The following is an 18,296-nucleotide window of genomic DNA, read 5'->3' on the forward strand; positions in this document are numbered from 1 at the left end:
GTAGCCGGAACAGCCGTACCAACTCGCCCTATTCGGCAGGCGGCGCTGGTTGTAATGCTCACGGTAACGGCGAAGCAGCCTCTGCACGTCCGCAAGATTTTTGGGGTTTGTTGGCTTGGAGGAACCGTTGAAGGGTCTGGTGCGAGCGTTCATTCTTGCCCTGAGTCAGTCGGCCTGCCCAGTAGTCCTGTGATTGGCATGCTTCCTTGGGAAGCTAGATAGGCCTCCACGATGCCGATAGTTCCACCGCGAAGCTGGTTGAACGCCTTGGAATTATCGCTGAGGACTTCCTAGGGCGGCCCGTATTCATTGATGGTCTGAGTGTTTAGCAGAGGTATTTGGAAGCACCTGGGCGCGTATCGGATAGCACTGATGTGAGGATCGGGTAGTGCTTCGTGAGCGCAATCTGGAGTTAGCCTAGAGGGCGAAAATCTCTCGTGACCTGCTGCTCGGTTGTTAGTGTTCATACTGTGCTCGTAGGCGCCCGCATTCGACCGCCTTTTCGTCGTGGGTTTTTGGATCCAGTTCGAGGACAGGAAAAATCCTTCCAAGGCGTGCAAATAGTTTCTAGTCAACCCTTCAAAGGCTCGGCTTGATAAGCAGTTGTCCGCATTCGATATTCCGCGTTGATCTACAGGCACTGGTGTTCTGGTTTCGACTAGAGATTGTTGCATGAGCAGCACTGATCAGCATTAACGATGACTGATTTTCAGATCCTCGTCCAGCATTTGGAGTCACCCGCAGACGTTTAATGGGTGCTATTCAATCCACGCACTATTGCTACCGCTTCGGTACGTAGGTGCTTCCAAATACGTCTGCTAAACACGAAGGGGACGTAGGAGGAATTAGGGCGCTAGCGCGGGCTGCGTTCAACATGACCGACACTGGACAGCAACCTGGCAATGGTCGCCACGGACGGGATCTGTCCGCCAAGAAAACCGTTCAGGATAGTCGCTTCGTAGTGGATGGTTTTCGGTCCGTAGTCCCAACCATCTTTCTTGAGTCCTTTACGGATCCTGACCAGTTCGTTGATCACTTCGAAACCGTAGCGTCTGGAAGGTTGCCTTGGGGCTCTGGAACACGGATAGAGTGCGCCGGCTGATTCTTGGGCGGCTCGTTCGCGGATGCGGTAGAAGATGCTTCGCGAGATCTTCTGGGTCTTGCAGAATTCGCTGTCCGTCAGGGCCTCGGGCTGTGTCGGATCGAAGCTGATGATCATCGCGCGCAGGCGTGGAGAAAGAGCGTTAGGCATGCAATTGAGCGTGCCAGAAAGTCCAGTTGAAAATGTCCACGATGTGATGAGATCGTGTGTCCACAAAGTGATAGGACAGGACACACAAAGCCATGAGATTCACTGTGCACGAAGTGATGAGTTTCAGTGTCCACGATGTTGCGAGATTACACACCCAGTAGCCGGAATGGGCGTACCAACTTGCCCTATTCGGCACCTGCCGGACGGCAGGTTCTCATCGAACCAGTCGCCACCGAAGCAGCCTGCCCCTCCTGTGGAGTGCTGACCACAAGGATCCACGCCAGGCCGGTGCACCGGGTCAAAGACGCGCTGGTCGGCGGCACCGACCTGCACCTCTGGGTGCGCAAGCGCCGCATGGCATGCCAGGAACCTGCCTGCGAACGCCGCTCGTTCGTGCAAACCACCGCACAGTTTCCCTTCCGGGCCAGGATCACCAGCAGGCTCTCCCAACAACTTTTGGACGCGATGAGCTGCGCGCCGTTTCCCGTGTCGCCGCAGTGCACGGGGTCTCATGGCCAACGGTCATGGCCCGGCTGAACGCTGTCGGGGAGCTGCTCGGGGACGTGGAACGGATGTTCGTCCGGCGCCTGTGCATCGACGAGCACAGGTTCCGCAAGGTCCGCTACGCCCGTGGCCGGAACGGGAAAGTCGTACGGATCGAGCCGTGGCCCATCGTTTTCACCGACCTGGATACCGGCAAGATCCTGGATATCGTCGATGGGCGCCGCGGTGCGACGGGGCGCAAATGGTTGAAGGCCCGGCCACGGTACTGGCGCCAGCGGGTGCAGGTCGTGGCGATCGACATGTCATCCGAATTCCGCAAGGCGGTGCGGGAAACCCTGCCCAAGGCGAAGATCAGCGTGGATCATTTCCATGTGATCCAGCGCGCGAATTTGATGATCACCCAGGTGCGCCGGCGCCGTTCCCACGAGGTGCACGAACGCCGAGGAAGAGCGGCGGATCCGGCGTACAAGTACCGGAAATTATTGACCTGTAATCTGGAGAACCTCTCGATCACGCAGGTTGAACGCCTGAAGCTGATCCTCGAATCAGACCCCGAGCTCGGAGTGATCTACGGGATCAAGGAGCACGTGCGGCAGCTGTTGGAATCCAGGGATATCCATGAGTTCCAGTTGAGGTGGGCGGTGCTGGAGAAATCGGTGAAGGCCACGAAAATGGTTGAGGCGAAGTCGCTGTTCCGCACGTTGACCGCGTGGCGCAGCGAGCTGCTGGTGTTCGTGCGCACGAGGCTGACGAACGCGCGGAGTGAGGCGGCGAATCTGACGGCGAAGAAGCTGAAACGGATCGGTCGGGGTTATCGGAATCATGGTCATTATCGGCTTCGGATACTCTTGTGTACGGCGGGGCTGCGGCCGTGCTGAACACTCTGCACCACGCTTAAGTTTTAAGAGCCAACTTAGCCATGTTGCAATGATTAACATACATCTGAGCTTATGTGACAGGTCTGCTCAGCACCGCGGTAACCACGCCGACGCTAGCCAGTCCGTGCCACTCCCGATAATTTAGTGTTTTGCACCATCGCTAGAACCATCTAGAGCGGGTCATGAAGCACACCCGGGCTTTACGTTAAGAGAACGAGACTCCTTGATGATCTCCACTGATGCATCAAGGAATCGATTCATGCTTGCATTCTTCGATGTGTCTCCGAAATAGTGCTCCACCAAGTCGGCATATGAATCGTCGGTCTGGGTCAGGCGCTCGCGAATCACCGTTGCTCCATCGGCTGCTCTATTTGAAGTCAATGAGGGGACCCGCATGAGCGCGGGAGAATCATCGACACTAGCTTCGGCACTCAAAGGTTTGGTGATCATCAATGGTTTTCCCGTAGCCAAGAAATCATAGGCAACCGCTGAAATATCGGTGATGCAGATATCAGACATCGCCCATTGCCAGCCCCACTGTGGTGACTCGTCGTAAAACAGGGTTCCCGCACTATCCGCATTGGCCTCGGTTAACCGGGCTTGGATCTTGTCCAGCGCTGCGCCATAACCCGAATCATTGATGCCGCTTCGCGGATGCGGGCGGAAGATGAGGTTGAAGCCGCCATCTTTTATTAGGCTTTCTATCAGCGCAACACCATGACTCTGCACACTTCCGTAGCGCATTGACGGACGGTCGCCTTCCCATGTGGGTGCGTAGAGCACTGTAGGAAGTTCAGGGTTAACCGAAATCGGCGCGGGATAGTCGACATCAATCTGCGGACGGCCTACCAAACGCGTTCGTTCTTCAACGTTATAACGAGTCAGATTCTTGGCGAGCCGTTCCTGAGCCGCCACGCCGGCAGAGAATACGTAGTCGTAAGCCTTCATCTGGTTTGACCACATATATGCCTTTTCGCTTTCACCGTGGCAGATGAAGATATGCGCCGGACTGTTGAAGCGCATCATTTGGAAATTGCGGATGTTCTGGTTGACATAGAAGACGGCATCGATCTGCTGGCTGGCTAGCAAGTTCTCGACATCACCAATAGTCTTGGCGTAGAAAACTGGCAAGGGGCTCTCTTTGCTCAGGGCAATGGCAGTCTTTGGGTTCCTGACGATGATAACCAGCGGCATCTTCTGCGATAGCTGACGTAGCGGTTCGTACCACTGTCGTGCCTGATAGGCATTGACCATTGCGTCTGCGAAATAGAGGGCTGCCCTGTATCGACGGTTGCCACTAGGCTGCGCAAGGTAGACCGATGGATTGGCATGTACTTCCGCATATGCACGACGGGTTTCGAGCTTTTTGGTCGCGAATCGAGCGAGCGTTTTCGTCGCGGAGACCAGATTCAATGAGGTACCTTCTGTCTGGGGAAACAAAGACTTAACTGATGTAAATTCTATGCGCTTCTGGTAGGAGAAAGCTGATAAACGCCTGATGAAACCCTAATGCGAACTAGAACACATTTGAATATCCGCCTCGATTTTGGGCAATGGGCACTCGGCACGTTATGATGAGATGTCGGACTATGTTCTATAGGAGTCATCATCAGCGATAAGCGTTCTGATCGATCGTCACATGGCGAAGTCGATCGCAACTCGCCATTGGTTGTATCAGCCAAGGAGCTTGGCCGTTCGCCAGGCTCGATGAAAACTCTTAGCGAGCAGGTTCCGGCACCCACAGATGTGGGAAATGCACTCATCGGCATTCGCGGAGGATCTGAGCTTGACTTAGATCTTCGCCTTGAAGCCGTACATGAGGGAATCCTGGTATCGGGTACCGCTACCGCACAAATTGCGGGGGAATGTGGACGTTGCCTGGAGCCCATCGAGTACGATTTCGAGGCTGACATTCAAGAGCTCTTCTACTATGAAGGCAGCGAAGAATTCGAAGCCGATGATGAAGTGGATCAGTACTGGGTCGTTGGTGATTTGATTGACATCGACCCGGTGGTGCGGAGCGCAATTGGAACCGCACTGCCATTCCAGCCGGTTTGCCGGGAGGATTGCTTGGGTCTCTGCAGCGAATGCGGAGTGAATCTCAATGATGAACCCGAGCACCATCATGAGGTACTGGACCCGCGTTGGGCAGCGCTTGCGCAGCTGTCCGACATTGCCGCAGATAACGCGGCACCCGATAATACGTCAGACAAGAGAGAAGAGAAGTAGTCGTGGCTGTTCCAAAGCGGAAGATGTCCCGTGCGAATACTCGTGCACGCCGTTCTCAGTGGAAGGCTACTGCGCCTAACCTGGTGAAGACCGTTGAAAACGGTCGCGTAACCTACAGCCTGCCTCACCAGGCAAAGGTTGTCACCGACTCGGCCGGTACCGAACTGTTCCTTGAGTACAAGGGTCGCAAGGTCGCAGACGTCTAAGACATGTCTTCAAAAGAAGAACTAATGAAGCGTCTCGGAATCGACATTGATTCCGAGACGTTTCGTCTTGCCCTGACTCATCGTTCGTATTCGTACGAAAACGGTGGAATACCAACCAATGAGCGCGTCGAATTCCTAGGCGACTCCATCCTTGGTTTTTCGGTCGCCGAGTACCTCTACCAGAAGTACCCGGATCTTCCCGAAGGCGACTTGGCCAAGCGCCGTGCAGCAATCGTCAGCACCCGTGCATTGGCTATCATCGCCCGAGACCTGGGAGTTGGTGAACACATCCTCCTGGGGCGCGGTGAAGCGCAATCCAACGGTGCCAATAAGGCTTCCATCCTTGCAGACACCATGGAAGCGTTGATCGGCGCCACGTACTTGGTTCAGGGAATGGATGCCGCCCGTGGACTAGTCCTGCGGTTCGTGACGCCCTTGCTGGAAGACATTCGCCTGCTTGGCGCTGCAACTGACTGGAAGACTGTCATCCAGGAAGAAGTTGCCGCAAAGAAGCTTGGCGACATGCATTATCAGGTGACCGGTTCCGGCCCTGACCATGCACGTACCTATGAAGCAACCCTTGTGATCTCGGACGAGTTCTACGGCAGCGGTCATGGCCCGTCCAAGAAGGAAGCGGAGCAGGAAGCTGCCCGTAACTCATGGCTCATGCTGCACCCAGGCGAACAAATTCCTCGGAGCTAGGGGCGGTTTTCATTGCCGGAATTACCTGAAGTTGAAGTAGTCCGCGTGGGGCTGGACAAGTGGGTCCGGGGCCGCCGAATTGAATCGGTGCAAGTCCTGGACCCGCGTTCGGTCCGCCGGCACGGAGACGGCCCGCTAGACTTCGAACAATCCCTGACAGGCTGCACGGTGAAATCCGTTGCCCGCCGCGGAAAATTCCTGTGGATGGAGCTCGCGGGCCTTCCCGTGCCTACTGCTTTGATCGCCCATCTCGGGATGAGCGGCCAACTTCTGGTTGAAGAACCTGCCGCTCCCGACGAAAAGCACCTCAAGGTACGGCTGACCCTCGGCGACATTCCCGGTGTTCCAGCCGAGTTGCGCTTCGTCGACCAGAGGATTTTCGGTGGCATGTTCCTGTCCCCGCTCGTGGCAACCTCCGATGGCGGCCCTGGCGGTGCGGGCAGCGGGAGCGAATTTATTCCACAGGCCGCCGCCCATATTGCGCGCGACGTGCTGGACCCGGCTCGAACCGCTGAGGATCTCTATGCGGCACTGCGCAAAAAGACGACTCAGCTCAAGCGAGCGATCCTTGACCAAGAAATTGTTTCAGGTGTTGGAAACATCTACGCCGACGAGGCGCTTTGGGCCGCCGGGCTATCTGGCCTGCGAAACACTGCCACCATCCGCCGCTTCGAGGTAGCGCTGCTGAATGAGGCGCTCATAGACGTAATGACTCGGGCGCTGGAAGCCGGAGGGACGAGCTTCGATTCGCTCTATGTTAACGTCAATGGCGCGAGCGGCTACTTCTCACGATCGCTGAACGCCTATGGGCGAGAAGGCGAGCAATGCCTGCGGTGCCTCGATCAAGGGCGCCAGTCCCTGATCCGCCGCGATCCATTCATGGGGCGTTCTTCCTATAGCTGCCCGGTATGCCAGCCTCGGCCGCGGCGGATCCCCAAGTAGGTTCTAGGCGGAGTAGGCCTTGAGCACGCGTTCGTTGTAGCCGGCCCAGGTTTCAGCCGCCCACGGTCCGAAATTGCGATCCGTGAGGGTCACGCAAGCCAGACGATCCACGGGATCCACCCACAGGAACGTCCCTGACTGGCCGAAATGCCCAAAGGTCTTGGCGGGGTGCGAAGCTCCGGTCCAGTGCGGATTCTTTGTCGAGCGAATTTCGAATCCCAGACCCCAGTCATTCGGGTTCTGTCGTCCGTATCCGGGCAGAATTCCAGCCAAGCCCTCGAAATGCACCCGGGTTGCGTCGACCATCGATTGCGGCGAAACAAGCGTCGGCGTGAGGAGTTCTGCTGCGAACTTTGCAAGATCCGCGGCGGTCGACCAACCATCTTTCGCACAGCTTCCAGCGATCTTGGTCGAGTTCATTCCGAGAGGCACGAAGACCGCTTCCTGCGCGTAGTCGGCACAGCTGATTTCCGTTTCCCGCTCCAGGTGTTCGGCCAATTTTTCGAATCCGCAATTGGAGTATCCGCGTTTGGCACCAACCTCGAAGCGGATGACTTCCGAATCGAAGTCGTACCCTGCGGTGTGAGCAAGTAGATGGTGAACCGTCGATCCTTCAGGCCCTGCGGGGTCCTCAAGACCGATGGCTCCTTCCTCCAGGGCAATCAGGAACGCATAGGTGCTGAGCAACTTGGTTACCGAAGCCAACGCATAGGGCCTGTCCGGGTCGCCGTGCTGACCTGCGATTGCTCCCTGCCCATCGACGACAACTGACACTGCGTTGTCGACCGGCCAGTCTTCGATCTCTGATAAGACGTCCACGAAATGATCTACCCCTCGTTTTTGATGTGCGCAAAGGCGAGCAGAAACCGGTTTTCGCCGAGTCGTTTCGATAGAATCATCTCGGAGAACATGGTCTGCGCGCCCATGCTAACACTATCGATACCGGGCCGAACTGAGGAATTTCACGCTGTGCATCTGAAGACTCTTACCGTTCGCGGATTCAAGTCTTTTGCTTCGGCGACCACTTTCGAGTTTGAACCGGGCGTCACGGCTGTTGTCGGGCCCAATGGTTCGGGCAAATCGAATGTTGTCGATGCCCTGTCCTGGGTCATGGGGGAGCAGGGTGCCAAAACGCTGCGCGGCGGAAAGATGGAAGATGTCATCTTCGCCGGAACTTCGGGGCGCCCTCCGCTGGGACGCGCGCACGTCTCACTGACCATCGACAATGCCGATGGCCAGCTGCCCATCGACTACGCGGAAGTCACGATCTCACGAACCCTTTTCCGGGCCGGTGGCTCCGAATATGCAATCAACGGAAATTCGTGCAGATTACTGGACATCCAAGAACTGCTGTCCGACTCGGGGCTTGGCCGTGAAATGCATGTCATCGTCGGACAAGGCCAGCTGGACAGAATTCTCCATGCCACCGCCGAAGACCGGCGCGGCTTCATCGAGGAAGCCGCAGGGGTTCTCAAACACCGCAGGCGCAAGGAAAAGACACTGCGCAAGCTGCAGGCAATGCAAGGCAATATGGACCGGCTGGAGGACCTGAACTCAGAAGTCCGCCGCCAACTGGCCCCCTTGGGCCGCCAGGCAAAGATTGCCCGCCGAGCGCAGACGGTGCAATTGGACGTACGTGATGCAAGGGCACGCCTGCTAGCCGATGATCTTGTGTCGCTGAACAACAAGCTGGCCCAGGACATCAACGACGAATCCAAGATCCAGGCGCAGCAACATGACGTCACCTCGCGGCTGGAACGCGTCCGCCGTCAGGTGGCAGAGCTTTCCGAACGTGCTGAGATTCTCACACCCAGGCTCGAAAAGATGCAAGGAACCTGGGTCGCGCTTACCACGCAAGCTGAGCGTTTTCGCTCGCTCACCGCGTTGGCACGTGAACGGGGGAAACTGCTCGAAAGTAATCAGACACATTTTGATTCCAGCCGTGATCCAGAACGTTTGGAAGCTCAAGCCGAGCGTCTGAACGAGGAACTCGAAGAACTCGTTGAAGCTGTCGAAGATCGCCACGAAATCCTCGCCGAAGCCCTCGAAGCCAAGGAACGCGCCGAAGAACAGTCGCGCGTAGAACAGCAGCGTATGGCTGCCATGCTGCGCGCAGCGGCGGATCGCCGCGAGGGGATGTCCCGCCTTGCGTCGCAGGTGGCGTCGGCACGCAGCCGCGTTGACGTGACACGCGCGGAAATTTCCCGTCTGCAAGACACCGTCCAATCATTCGATGCCGATCTTGCTGCTGATGCGCGCTCACATGAAACGGTGAACGTTGAACTGGAAGAACGGCTCCTTGGCGAGCGCCAGCTGAACGACGTCTTCGAAAATGCCGAAGCAGTCTTCACCCGCCTGTCAGAACAGCAGGGCCGGGATACCCAGCGAGAACGCGAATTGTCGGTCCGGATTTCCGGTCTTCGTGCGCGATGGGAGGCCTTGAAACTCAACGCGAAACCGGATGACCAATCCGCACATTTGCTCGAACGTTCGCCGGACGTCCTCGCCGGCCGGCTCGGAGAGCTGCTGGCGGTCAACGAGGGCTATGAACAAGCTGTAGCCGCCATCCTGCGCGACACGGCGGAGCACCTGGTGGCTGAAAGCGCAGCTGACGCAATTGCCTTGATCCGGCAAGTGTCGCAGGAAGAGTCCGCCAGTGCCTCCTTCGTCCATGCCGATGTCCCGAAGGTGTCCACCCCTGATCTTGGTGAGCTGGCCATTACGGCGCGGGACATCGTGAGTTCAACCGAGAAGTTCTCAAATCTCTTGGACAACATCTTTGCCGATCACTATGTTGTCCCCGATCTCGGATCCGTCGAGCAGATTCTCGCGGCGCATCCGGAAGCCAAGATCACCACGCTTGACGGCGTATCTTTTGCAGGGCTCCACAGCTCCATCGGCGACTCGGCTGGAGCATCGTTGATCGCCCAGCAGGCCTTGGTCGAGCAAACGTCAGCTGAGCTAACCCAAGCGCAGGAGGAGCACAAACAGCTGGAAGCCGAAGTGGCGCAGCGCGCTCCGGTGCTGTCCGACGCGCAGCAGGCAAGGGACGAAGCGTTGAGCCAGCTGGCTGAATCAGACGCTGCAATCGACGAGTTGTCCAATTACCTGGCCCGACTGGGGTACAAGATCCGTTCGGCGCAATCCGAGAAGGAGTCCTTGGAATCAAGGCTGGACACGGCCGTTGAAAAACTCGAAATCGAACAAGAATCCTACGAGGAAATCAGCGAGCGCATGGAGATGGCTTCGACGGATTCGGAGGACGAGCCTGTCGACGATGCCGCCCGCGCTGCCTTGGCGGATGCCGCGGCGGCCGCCAGGCAGCAGGAACTTGAAGCCAGGCTCGCGCTCAGGAGCAGCGAAGAGCGAGTTAACGCGTTGCGCTCCCGAGTCGACGGCTTGCGCCGCACTGCGGCTGCCGAGCGTACCCATCGGGAGGTGGCACTGCAGCGCGCCGCCGAACGTAAAGCCCAAGCAGCGAAGGCCCAGCGCGTGGAACGCGCGTCCGAACGAGTGCTTCGATTCATTGAGTTGTCGTTGACAATGGCCGGCCAGGAACGTGATGAACTCTCGGTCAAGAAATCTGAACTTGAAGAGCTATTGGGCAGCAACCGAACCGAGGCTGAACAGCTTTCCGCTGAACTCGGCCGACTGGCCGATGCCGTGCATCGCGACGAAATACTGCGCGCCGAGCTGCGCATCAAAATCGAGAACCTTGAAACGAAATCTCTTGAAGAGCTGGGGTATACACCGGATCACTTGATCGCGAATTTCGGCCCGGATCAACTGATCCCCGAAGCTGCCGACCCTGATGACAAGTGGGCCGAACTTCGTGTCAACGTTGACGAGGACGGCAATGCCGTGGGCACGAAACCTTTCGACCGCGTGGAACAGGAAAAACGCCTCAAGAAGGCCGAACGCGATCTTGCGGCGCTGGGCAAGGTCAACCCATTGGCTCTGGAAGAATTCGCGGCCCTTGAGGAGCGGCACAAATTCCTGGCCGGCCAGCTTGAGGACCTGAAGAAGTCGCGAGGGGACTTGCAACAGATCATCAAGGACGTGGATTCCCACGTGGAGCGTGTCTTCACCGAGGCCTACAACGACACCGCAGTGCAGTTCAAACGTATCTTCGACCGGTTATTCCCCGGGGGAGAAGGGCAGCTGGTCCTCACCGATCCGGAAAACATGCTCACTACCGGCATCGAGGTTGAGGCGCGCCCGGCCGGCAAGAAGATCAAGCGGCTGTCGTTGCTATCCGGCGGTGAACGATCACTAACCGCAGTGGCACTGCTGGTGGCCATCTTCAAGGCACGTCCTTCGCCTTTTTATGTCATGGACGAGGTGGAAGCCGCGCTCGATGACGTAAATCTGGGACGACTCATCACGATTTTCGAAGAGCTTCGGGAATCATCGCAGCTGATCGTGATCACCCACCAGAAGAAGACAATGGAAGTCGCGGATGCCTTGTACGGCGTGACCATGCGCGGAGACGGTGTCTCAACTGTGATTAGCCAAAAAATGGACCGCAGTGCGTCGTGACACAAATGCGAGTGCTAGTGGGCTAGAGTTTGCTGAGACTTTACATACTAGCGTGAGATGAGCTCTGACATGGTGTCTTCGGTTCCAGCCGAATCCGGTACTTCAACTAAGGGAGCCGTTGGGCCGGTTTTTACCAGCATTGTTGTTCCCGTCTATAACGCCATGCCGTATCTGACGGATCTCTTGGACTCCTTGGACGTGCAGACCTTGGACAAAGCGTTGTTTGAGGTTATCTTTGTGGACGACGGTTCCACCGACAGCGGCGGACAGGTGTTGGATGAATATGCCGCCAGCCGCGAACACGTGAGCGTCATCCATCAAGAAAATAGCGGTTGGGCTGGAAAACCTCGGAACGTGGGCATGGATAGAGCCACCGGTGAATACATTTTCTTCGTCGACTCCGATGACTGGTTAGGTGCCGAAGCTCTTTCACGAATGCGGGATTTCGCCATTGAATACGGTTCGGATGTCATAGCACCCCGTTTGGTCCCTGCCGGGGGACGGAAAGGCGGGGGAAGCACCTTCGCCCAGACGGTCATCGATGCACCGCTCGAACATATGCTCAAAACCCTGATGCCTCAGAAAATGATCCGAGCTGAGTTGCTGCGTACCAATAACATCCGGTTCCGCGAGGACAAGGTTCGCCTTGAAGACGGAATGGCCCTGGTTAAGGCGTACTGCGCGGCGCAACGCAACAGTGTGCTCGGTGATTACGACTACTACTACATCAGGGCCCGGTCAGATGGGGCCAACATCAGCATGGCTCCAATCGAGCCTGAAAGCTACACGGCGTCATTGGCCCATATCGCGACCACGTTGGTAGAGGACGTTCCAGATCCCGACTACGCCAAGGATCTTGTAGCATCGCTCTTTGCGCGAAAAGGGCTCAAAGTTTATCGCGGTCAGCGTTTTCTCAACTACCGCGAGGCAAAACGCAAGGGATGGATCCACGCGCACCGCGCCTTCCTCGCCGAGTTCCTGCCCGATGATTTGCATCGTTTCGAGGGTATTCGCCAGAAGAAGGTCGCCTGCATCATCAACGGGGATCATGATGAACTAATCCGTATCGCGCAGCAAGAAGTCAATGAAGAACAGGCTCCAATCCTGCGACTAGTGTCACCCGAGGACCGCAGCCTGAAATTCACCGTGGTGATCCCGGACTATGTTTCTGGGTCCAGCAGCCTCGTAGTAGAACAGCGAAAGAACAAGGCGCGCCAATACATTCCACTTCATTTCAGTCATAGTGAGGGAACTGCCGGACAATTGGCGACCGCCATCATTCCATTGGACGTTCCGCAAGGGCTACTCGATCTATCAGTAGGACTGCAAGATGGACGGCTCAGGCGCATCGAATTCCCTCTAGAATCGTCGGAAACTAGGCATTTGGGCGCCCGCGTTTATCGCACCGCGAATGGGTATGCCAGCGTCGACACGCGCCAGCTGCAAACCGGGATAGTGCAAGGAGTTATCTCTCGCGCCAGCAAGGTCTTCGGAAAGATTCTCAAACGGTAGCTTGCACGGCTCACGGTGCATATTTTCGACGGCTCGCTGAAACGCACCACCATACGTCATACGCGGTCTTTAGCTAGAAGGAATTGGTTTCGGCACTTTGGGAACCAGCAGCCAAGCAACAACGCCGACCAAGCCCACTACGGCCGAGACGCTGAATGCCAGCTGGTAGCTCCAGAAGTCCGCCATGGCACCGGCAATCAGCGGCCCAATGATGGAACCCAGATCCTGGCACATTTGGAACCCAGCCAGGGCCTTTCCGCCGTTGCGGCCCGAGCCGATGACATCTGCAACGGAAGCCTGCTGTGCTGGCCCCAAGGTTCCTGCGCCGAAGCCGGCGATCACCGAACAAATCACGAACCCGGCAAGCGACGTGAAGAAGCCCATCGCGCCGATGCTCACAATCAGTACGCTCATGCCAATCAGGACAGGGATTTTCCGCCCGATACGGTCGGTGAGCTTTCCGGAGAAAAGCAGCGCGCAACCGTTGCCCACAGCGAAGATGGCCAATGAAATTCCCGCGACGGACTGCCCCTGAGCTTGGCCGAAGACCGCAAGCGCGAACAACGGGATCATGCTGTTGCGCACTCCGAAAGCCAGCCACCCATAGCTGAACCCGGAAAACAGTGCTGCCCGGTAGGTGGGAGATCCCATGGCCTGGCGCATGGTGACAACTTCGATTGCAGTCGCCGCACTCGCCGGATTTTTGGCCCGTTCGTCAAGATCCCGCCGACGGCCCAACGCCATGTAAACCACCATCGCGGCAATTACCAAGGCGATACCGTAAATCACGAAAGGAAGGCGCATCCCCAGCGGGGCCAAGACAGTGCCCAAAACCGGACCGGCCACATTGCCTAGCAGGAACGATCCCGCATACAAGCCGGAAATTCTGCCTCGGGACTCTCCGGGAGACAACCTGGCAATCAGCGCCATTGCGGAAATGGTGAACATCGTGGAGCCGAATCCGCCCAATCCCCGGGCCAGCAGGAGCTGAGTGTAGTCCTGCACTGCTGCGCAGAGCAGTGTCGAGACTGCGACGAGCAGCACGCCGGTGACGTAGATTCGAGGCTCGCCCAGCTTGCCCACGAGCACGCCCGCCACCGGGGCGAAGATCAACCGGGTGAAGGCAAAGATGCTGACAATCACGGTCGCCGCGGCTGCACCTACATCGAAACTCACCGCATACTGGGGGAGAATCGGTGCGATCAAGCCGAAGCCCAGAGCAATGATGAACGCCGCAACCAGCAGCACCCGAATTTCGGCCGGAATTGGAGGGCGAGCAGGAGCCTTCTGGGTAAATGCCATAATCATCGCCGCGACGTCAGGACGCTGCCTGCGGCGGTCAGCCTTTCTGTCAAGAACTAGTGGTCTGAGGACCACATGCCATTCTATGTCTTTCCCAGCAAAGTTGCCGGTAGACGGTTTGATCACTGAAGCCGGGAAAACGCCGAAGATATGAGACGATTTAGAACGTGACCGATTCGCTATTACTTACCATCATCATTGTCGCGGTCGTTGTAGTGGTGGGCATTGTTGCCACCGCCTTCGTAGCCAAGGGCCGCAAGCCTAAGACTCCATACACAACAGAGCGTGACGCTGACGACGTTCCCAGCGCCACCGTTGCTGGAGGCGAAACTGACACCCTCGAAGGCTCAGCCGCCACCACGGATGCAACCGAAGCGCCTGTTTCAGTCGTTGAGCCCGAGACCCCAAGTGCTCCCGCACTGGATGTTCCTGAACCAGTCCAAGGGCGCCTAGCCCGACTGCGCGCACGCCTGACCAAGTCCAACAACATGTTCTCCAAGGGCCTGCTGGTTTTGCTCAGCCAGGACTCCATCGACGAGGACGTCTGGGACGAGATCGAGGAAACCCTGCTGCTCGCAGACCTCGGCACCGAGCCGACTCTGGAACTTGTCGACGCGCTGCGCGAACGGGTGAAGGTAGAAGGCAGCCGCGACCCGCAGCGGGTCAAGGCCATGCTCCGCGAAGAACTCCTCAAGTTGGTTGATCCAAGCCTCGACCGCTCCTACCTCCCCGAGCCGCATCCTGACCGTCCGAGCATCATCATGGTGGTTGGCGTCAACGGCGTCGGCAAGACCACGACCATCGGCAAGATGGCCCGCGTACTGGTCGCAGAGGACAAGGACGTGCTCCTTGGCGCAGCGGATACTTTCCGTGCCGCAGCTGCCGAGCAGCTTGCCACCTGGGGCGACCGAGTCGGCGTGCCGACGGTTCGGTCGGACATCGATGGAGCAGATCCTGCGTCTGTTGCGTTCGAAGCCGTGTCCGCTGGCATCGAGCAGGAAGTTGATATCGTCATGATCGATACCGCCGGTCGCCTGCAGAACAAGGTCGGACTGATGGACGAGCTTGGCAAGATCAAGCGTGTCGTTGAAAAGAAGGCAACGGTTGACGAAGTGCTGCTGGTGCTGGATGCAACCACCGGCCAAAACGGCCTCGCCCAGGCCAAGGTGTTCTCCGAGGTTGTCAACGTCTCCGGCATCGTGCTGACCAAGCTGGACGGCACCGCCAAGGGCGGCATCGTAGTCGCGATTCAGCGACAGCTCGGTGTACCGGTGAAGCTCGTCGGATTGGGTGAAGGCCCGGATGATCTGGCTCCGTTCGACCCCGAAGCGTTCGTCGACGCTCTGTTGGAAGGCTGAAAATTGCCTTACATCAGGAGACCTTCACACTTGCTTTCTGCGGAATGTGCTTAATCACTGCCCGTTTAGGCAAGAAAGTTCAGTAGTTCAAGCCCGTGGCGCATTGCGCCCGGGCTTGAATGCTGAAACAGACTTGTTTCCCGGAATCCAGAATCTCCATGGGAACTGTGGACCGCCGGCAATACCCGCGACGCCGACGCGGGGCCCGGAAGCAATGGCCGCAGGAACCCGAGTTCGCTCCTCCACGTTGAACGGCGCAGCGAGAAGATCCAAGCCGTCGTGCTGTGGGCGGTTGATGCCCAAGGCAGTGGCGAGATTTCCCGGGCCTCGCGCCAGGTCGCGGTCCAAGAGCGTGACCGGATCGGTTCCAGGTGGGCGTTTGCGCAGCCTGCGTTCCCTGGCGAGCTCCCGTCCGTCGATGATCTCCCCGGAGCGGATCAGTACACCGGAGGCGATGCCGGCGGGCGAACACACCAAATTCAGCGCGAAGTGCATTCCGTAACTGAAATAGACGTAGGCATGCCCCGGCCCCAGGAACATCGAGGCGTTGCGCTGCGTCTTCCGGTCCTTGGAATGGCTACCCGGGTCATAGCGTCCGCCGCTTCCCAATCCCATGTAGGCTTCGACTTCGGTGATGCGCAGGCGAACGGTGCCTTCAGGGCTGCTCAAACCGAGTACTGCTCCGAGGAGCCGCGGTGCGACCTCAAGCGCGTCCGCGGCAAAGAACTCACGATCCATGTCCCTAGTATGGGTAAAATTTTTCGTTGTTTGTCAAAGCGCTACTGTTGGTTCGCGCTCAGAAAGTGCCGAGAATTAGTCATAGGGGAGGCCGAACTGAGTATTGAAGGCGACTGGATTTCACGAATAATCTCGACCTACGTATGGTGACAAGGTGCAACGACGTTCTTATTTTTCACCGTTTTTATGGTTCAGCCTGCCGATTGGCGCGTTTTTTATAGTCGTTATTTTAGTGCTTCCTGCTTCGAACGATCTCTTCGTTCATGCGGCAACGCTGGCGCAACTTCGGGAAAATTTTTGGGCACCGAGTGATCCAATGGTGAATGAGCCGGGTCTTGGCAATCCTTATTTCTCTCCCTACATGGTTTTCTGGTCGGTTGTCGCAAAGCTTGCCGCCATCGATACGTTCAATGTTTTGAGGCTTGGTGCGATAGTCAACCTTGTACTTTTCATGTCGGGGTTCAACGCGTTCGTTAAAACAATGAGCACGAACCGATACGCTCCCGTCTTTGCTCTTTTATGTACCTTCTTCATTTGGGGAACTGGATTCTTCTATTGGAGCGGTTTCGTATCTTTCCCAAGCCTCATCTTGTCTATCGGATACCCTTCAACCTTTGCGGTTGGTGCTGGACTATGGGTTTGGGTGCTCTTGACAAAGATTATTGCTGTCGACCGGACTCGACTTGGGCTGGTGGTCTACACAGCTCTTGCGGCAATTCTGGGATCTGCAGTATTGCTGTCCCACCAATTCACAGCCCTTGGCGTTTGCATTTATGCGGGAATCTATATTGTTCGTAATGCTAAGAGCCTCGACCGCGGGTCACTCCTGAGCTTCGCAGCTATAGCTACGAGCGTGTGTGCTTTTGTGGCCGTTTGGCCGTGGTATGACCTCTTCGACGCAACGGGAGGAGTCGATGGCTTTAATGCCGTGCACAAACCGTTGTATGAGGACTTGGTCCGACGCTATTCGCTGCTGCTTCTCACCGTACCCGTTTTGATCTATCGGCTTCGCAAGGATTGGGGAGACCCACTTGTCTATACGATTGTCATTTGCTTGTCGGTATTCGTTTATGGCGGAGTTACCGAAAATTTCTATTTGGCGCGCATTTTTCCTCCTGTCGCGTTGCTTAGTCAGATTGCGCTGGGAATTGCGATCGCCACCTGGATCAGGGACCGAGGGTGCCGACTCAAGCGTTCCTTCGCGTTCCTAGGATGTACCGCAATCATCGGGGGAATCGTTTTCCAAAGCGGATTCATCAACGTTATTTCGCCAGGAAACTACCCGGTAGCCCTAGACGCGACGTTTGGATCCAGAATGCCAAAAGGTGACTATAAATGGATGACTGAGCATATAGGCTTTGGAGAGTCCATCATGACGCGCGATTGGGATGCCAGAGCCATGGCTCCAGGATATGGACGTTTCACCGTGATGGCTGCGTGGCCCGACCCATTTCTTGGTGACGAGGAGAAAATCCGACGGGAAGATACACGAGAGTTCTTCAAGAACAACACTGATCCTTCGCGCCGAGCGGAACTCATGGAAAAATACGGAGCCCAGTGGGTTGTGCTCCGTCAAGCAGACGTTCATCTTGTCGAATCCGATAAAGCTTTCCGTTGGGTCGCTGAGCGGCCGGACGGAGGAGCGCGGGAAGAAGATTTGGAACGGGGCCGTGCCCAGCTCTACGAATACGTCCCGCAAAAATAGTTCTCCAGTTTCTACCTGTTACTTGCATTGCAGCTTGAATAGTTCGCGTGCGGATCGCCGGCTAAGCCTTGCCAAATACGTGAATTTTGGTATCGAATCGGCGGCTAACAGCGCATCCGGTTGCAATGCACGGTGGTGGTACTTGGATTCTCTTTAGACTCTGGAACCGATCGGGTCCCGCTGCCACCTACTTGCCGCGGCAGCCGTTCATCGGCTGCCGCGGTTTTCGCATGGTGCGATTTTTGAAACGCATCGGTAACACGGCGGGAAACAGACCGTTACGCGCGGGCTCGCTTTGTCACGCATTCGAAACGAGCGGTGGAGGAAGGTGAAACATCGGTGGCCAAGAATTATGTATTGAGACGAACGCCGAGTAATCCGGTTAAGTCAACAGAAATTATTCACCGATACACCAAACACCGTGAGGGG

Annotated in this window: 12 protein-coding genes and 3 pseudogenes; 9 read left to right on the forward strand and 6 right to left on the reverse strand. The window is 56.9% G+C overall.

Annotation, left to right across the window (positions count from 1 at the left end; translation table 11 throughout):
• Nucleotides 1-39 precede the first annotated feature (39 nt).
• Together JQN66_RS07560 and JQN66_RS07565 are read right to left on the reverse strand one after the other, a co-directional pair.
• Nucleotides 40-320 (reverse strand): annotated as a pseudogene (locus JQN66_RS07560) (integrase core domain-containing protein); the annotation flags it as partial.
• A gap of 536 nt (nt 321-856) precedes the next feature.
• Nucleotides 857-1,252: pseudogene (locus tag JQN66_RS07565) on the reverse strand (IS481-like element ISAar27 family transposase); the annotation flags it as partial.
• A 195-nt stretch (nt 1,253-1,447) separates the two neighbouring features.
• On the opposite strand from JQN66_RS07565, the pseudogene JQN66_RS07570 reads away from it, so the two are divergent.
• A pseudogene (locus tag JQN66_RS07570) lies at nt 1,448-2,634 on the forward strand (ISL3 family transposase); the annotation flags it as partial.
• Nucleotides 2,635-2,814: 180 nt separating this feature from the next.
• Here the strand turns inward: JQN66_RS07570 and JQN66_RS07575 are convergent.
• Nucleotides 2,815-4,047 (reverse strand): CDP-glycerol glycerophosphotransferase family protein, encoded by a 1,233-nt coding sequence (locus JQN66_RS07575; protein ID WP_204677251.1) that lies wholly within the window; start codon nt 4,045-4,047, stop codon nt 2,815-2,817.
• 294 nt (nt 4,048-4,341) lie between these two features.
• Between JQN66_RS07575 and JQN66_RS07580 the strand changes: the two genes are divergently transcribed.
• The 4 genes from JQN66_RS07580 to mutM are packed head-to-tail and all read left to right on the forward strand — an operon-like array spanning nt 4,342 to nt 6,713.
• A complete protein-coding gene (locus JQN66_RS07580; RefSeq protein ID WP_188947834.1) occupies nt 4,342-4,863 on the forward strand; it encodes a YceD family protein in 522 nt (173 codons plus the stop codon).
• Between the two features lie 2 nt (nt 4,864-4,865).
• The gene (rpmF, locus tag JQN66_RS07585; protein ID WP_013348816.1) at nt 4,866-5,069 is read left to right on the forward strand and encodes a 50S ribosomal protein L32; all 204 of its coding nucleotides are present in this window, start codon (nt 4,866-4,868) and stop codon (nt 5,067-5,069) included.
• Between the two features lie 3 nt (nt 5,070-5,072).
• Complete coding sequence (gene rnc, locus JQN66_RS07590) at nt 5,073-5,771, forward strand: ribonuclease III (RefSeq protein ID WP_188947833.1); 699 nt, start codon at nt 5,073-5,075, stop codon at nt 5,769-5,771.
• Between the two features lie 12 nt (nt 5,772-5,783).
• Nucleotides 5,784-6,713 carry a bifunctional DNA-formamidopyrimidine glycosylase/DNA-(apurinic or apyrimidinic site) lyase gene (mutM, locus tag JQN66_RS07595; RefSeq protein ID WP_204677252.1) on the forward strand — a complete coding sequence of 310 codons (930 nt, stop codon included), beginning with the start codon at nt 5,784-5,786 and terminating at the stop codon, nt 6,711-6,713.
• A gap of 3 nt (nt 6,714-6,716) precedes the next feature.
• Here mutM and JQN66_RS07600 read toward each other — a convergent pair whose 3' ends face one another.
• The gene (locus JQN66_RS07600; RefSeq protein ID WP_204677253.1) at nt 6,717-7,532 is read right to left on the reverse strand and encodes a serine hydrolase domain-containing protein; all 816 of its coding nucleotides are present in this window, start codon (nt 7,530-7,532) and stop codon (nt 6,717-6,719) included.
• A 150-nt stretch (nt 7,533-7,682) separates the two neighbouring features.
• Between JQN66_RS07600 and smc the strand changes: the two genes are divergently transcribed.
• Nucleotides 7,683-11,252, forward strand: a complete 3,570-nt coding sequence (gene smc, locus JQN66_RS07605) for a chromosome segregation protein SMC (RefSeq protein ID WP_204677254.1) — start codon at nt 7,683-7,685, stop codon at nt 11,250-11,252.
• A 57-nt stretch (nt 11,253-11,309) separates the two neighbouring features.
• Nucleotides 11,310-12,764 (forward strand): glycosyltransferase family 2 protein, encoded by a 1,455-nt coding sequence (locus tag JQN66_RS07610; RefSeq protein WP_204677255.1) that lies wholly within the window; start codon nt 11,310-11,312, stop codon nt 12,762-12,764.
• A 69-nt stretch (nt 12,765-12,833) separates the two neighbouring features.
• Here the strand turns inward: JQN66_RS07610 and JQN66_RS07615 are convergent, their stop codons facing one another.
• Nucleotides 12,834-14,066, reverse strand: coding sequence for an MFS transporter (locus tag JQN66_RS07615; RefSeq protein WP_204677256.1), 1,233 nt, complete (start codon nt 14,064-14,066; stop codon nt 12,834-12,836).
• 167 nt (nt 14,067-14,233) lie between these two features.
• On the opposite strand from JQN66_RS07615, the gene ftsY reads away from it, so the two are divergent.
• Nucleotides 14,234-15,424 (forward strand): signal recognition particle-docking protein FtsY, encoded by a 1,191-nt coding sequence (ftsY, locus tag JQN66_RS07620; protein WP_204677257.1) that lies wholly within the window; start codon nt 14,234-14,236, stop codon nt 15,422-15,424.
• Nucleotides 15,425-15,511: 87 nt separating this feature from the next.
• Here ftsY and JQN66_RS07625 read toward each other — a convergent pair whose 3' ends face one another.
• Entirely contained in the window at nt 15,512-16,162 is a 651-nt protein-coding gene (locus JQN66_RS07625; protein ID WP_204677258.1) for a DNA-3-methyladenine glycosylase, read from the reverse strand.
• Nucleotides 16,163-16,316: 154 nt separating this feature from the next.
• Between JQN66_RS07625 and JQN66_RS07630 the strand changes: the two genes are divergently transcribed.
• Nucleotides 16,317-17,867, forward strand: a complete 1,551-nt coding sequence (locus tag JQN66_RS07630) for a hypothetical protein (RefSeq protein WP_204677259.1) — start codon at nt 16,317-16,319, stop codon at nt 17,865-17,867.
• Nucleotides 17,868-18,296: the final 429 nt, after the last annotated feature.

The organism is Glutamicibacter protophormiae, assembly GCF_016894325.1.
Taxonomy (GTDB): Bacteria; Actinomycetota; Actinomycetes; order Actinomycetales; family Micrococcaceae; genus Glutamicibacter; species Glutamicibacter protophormiae.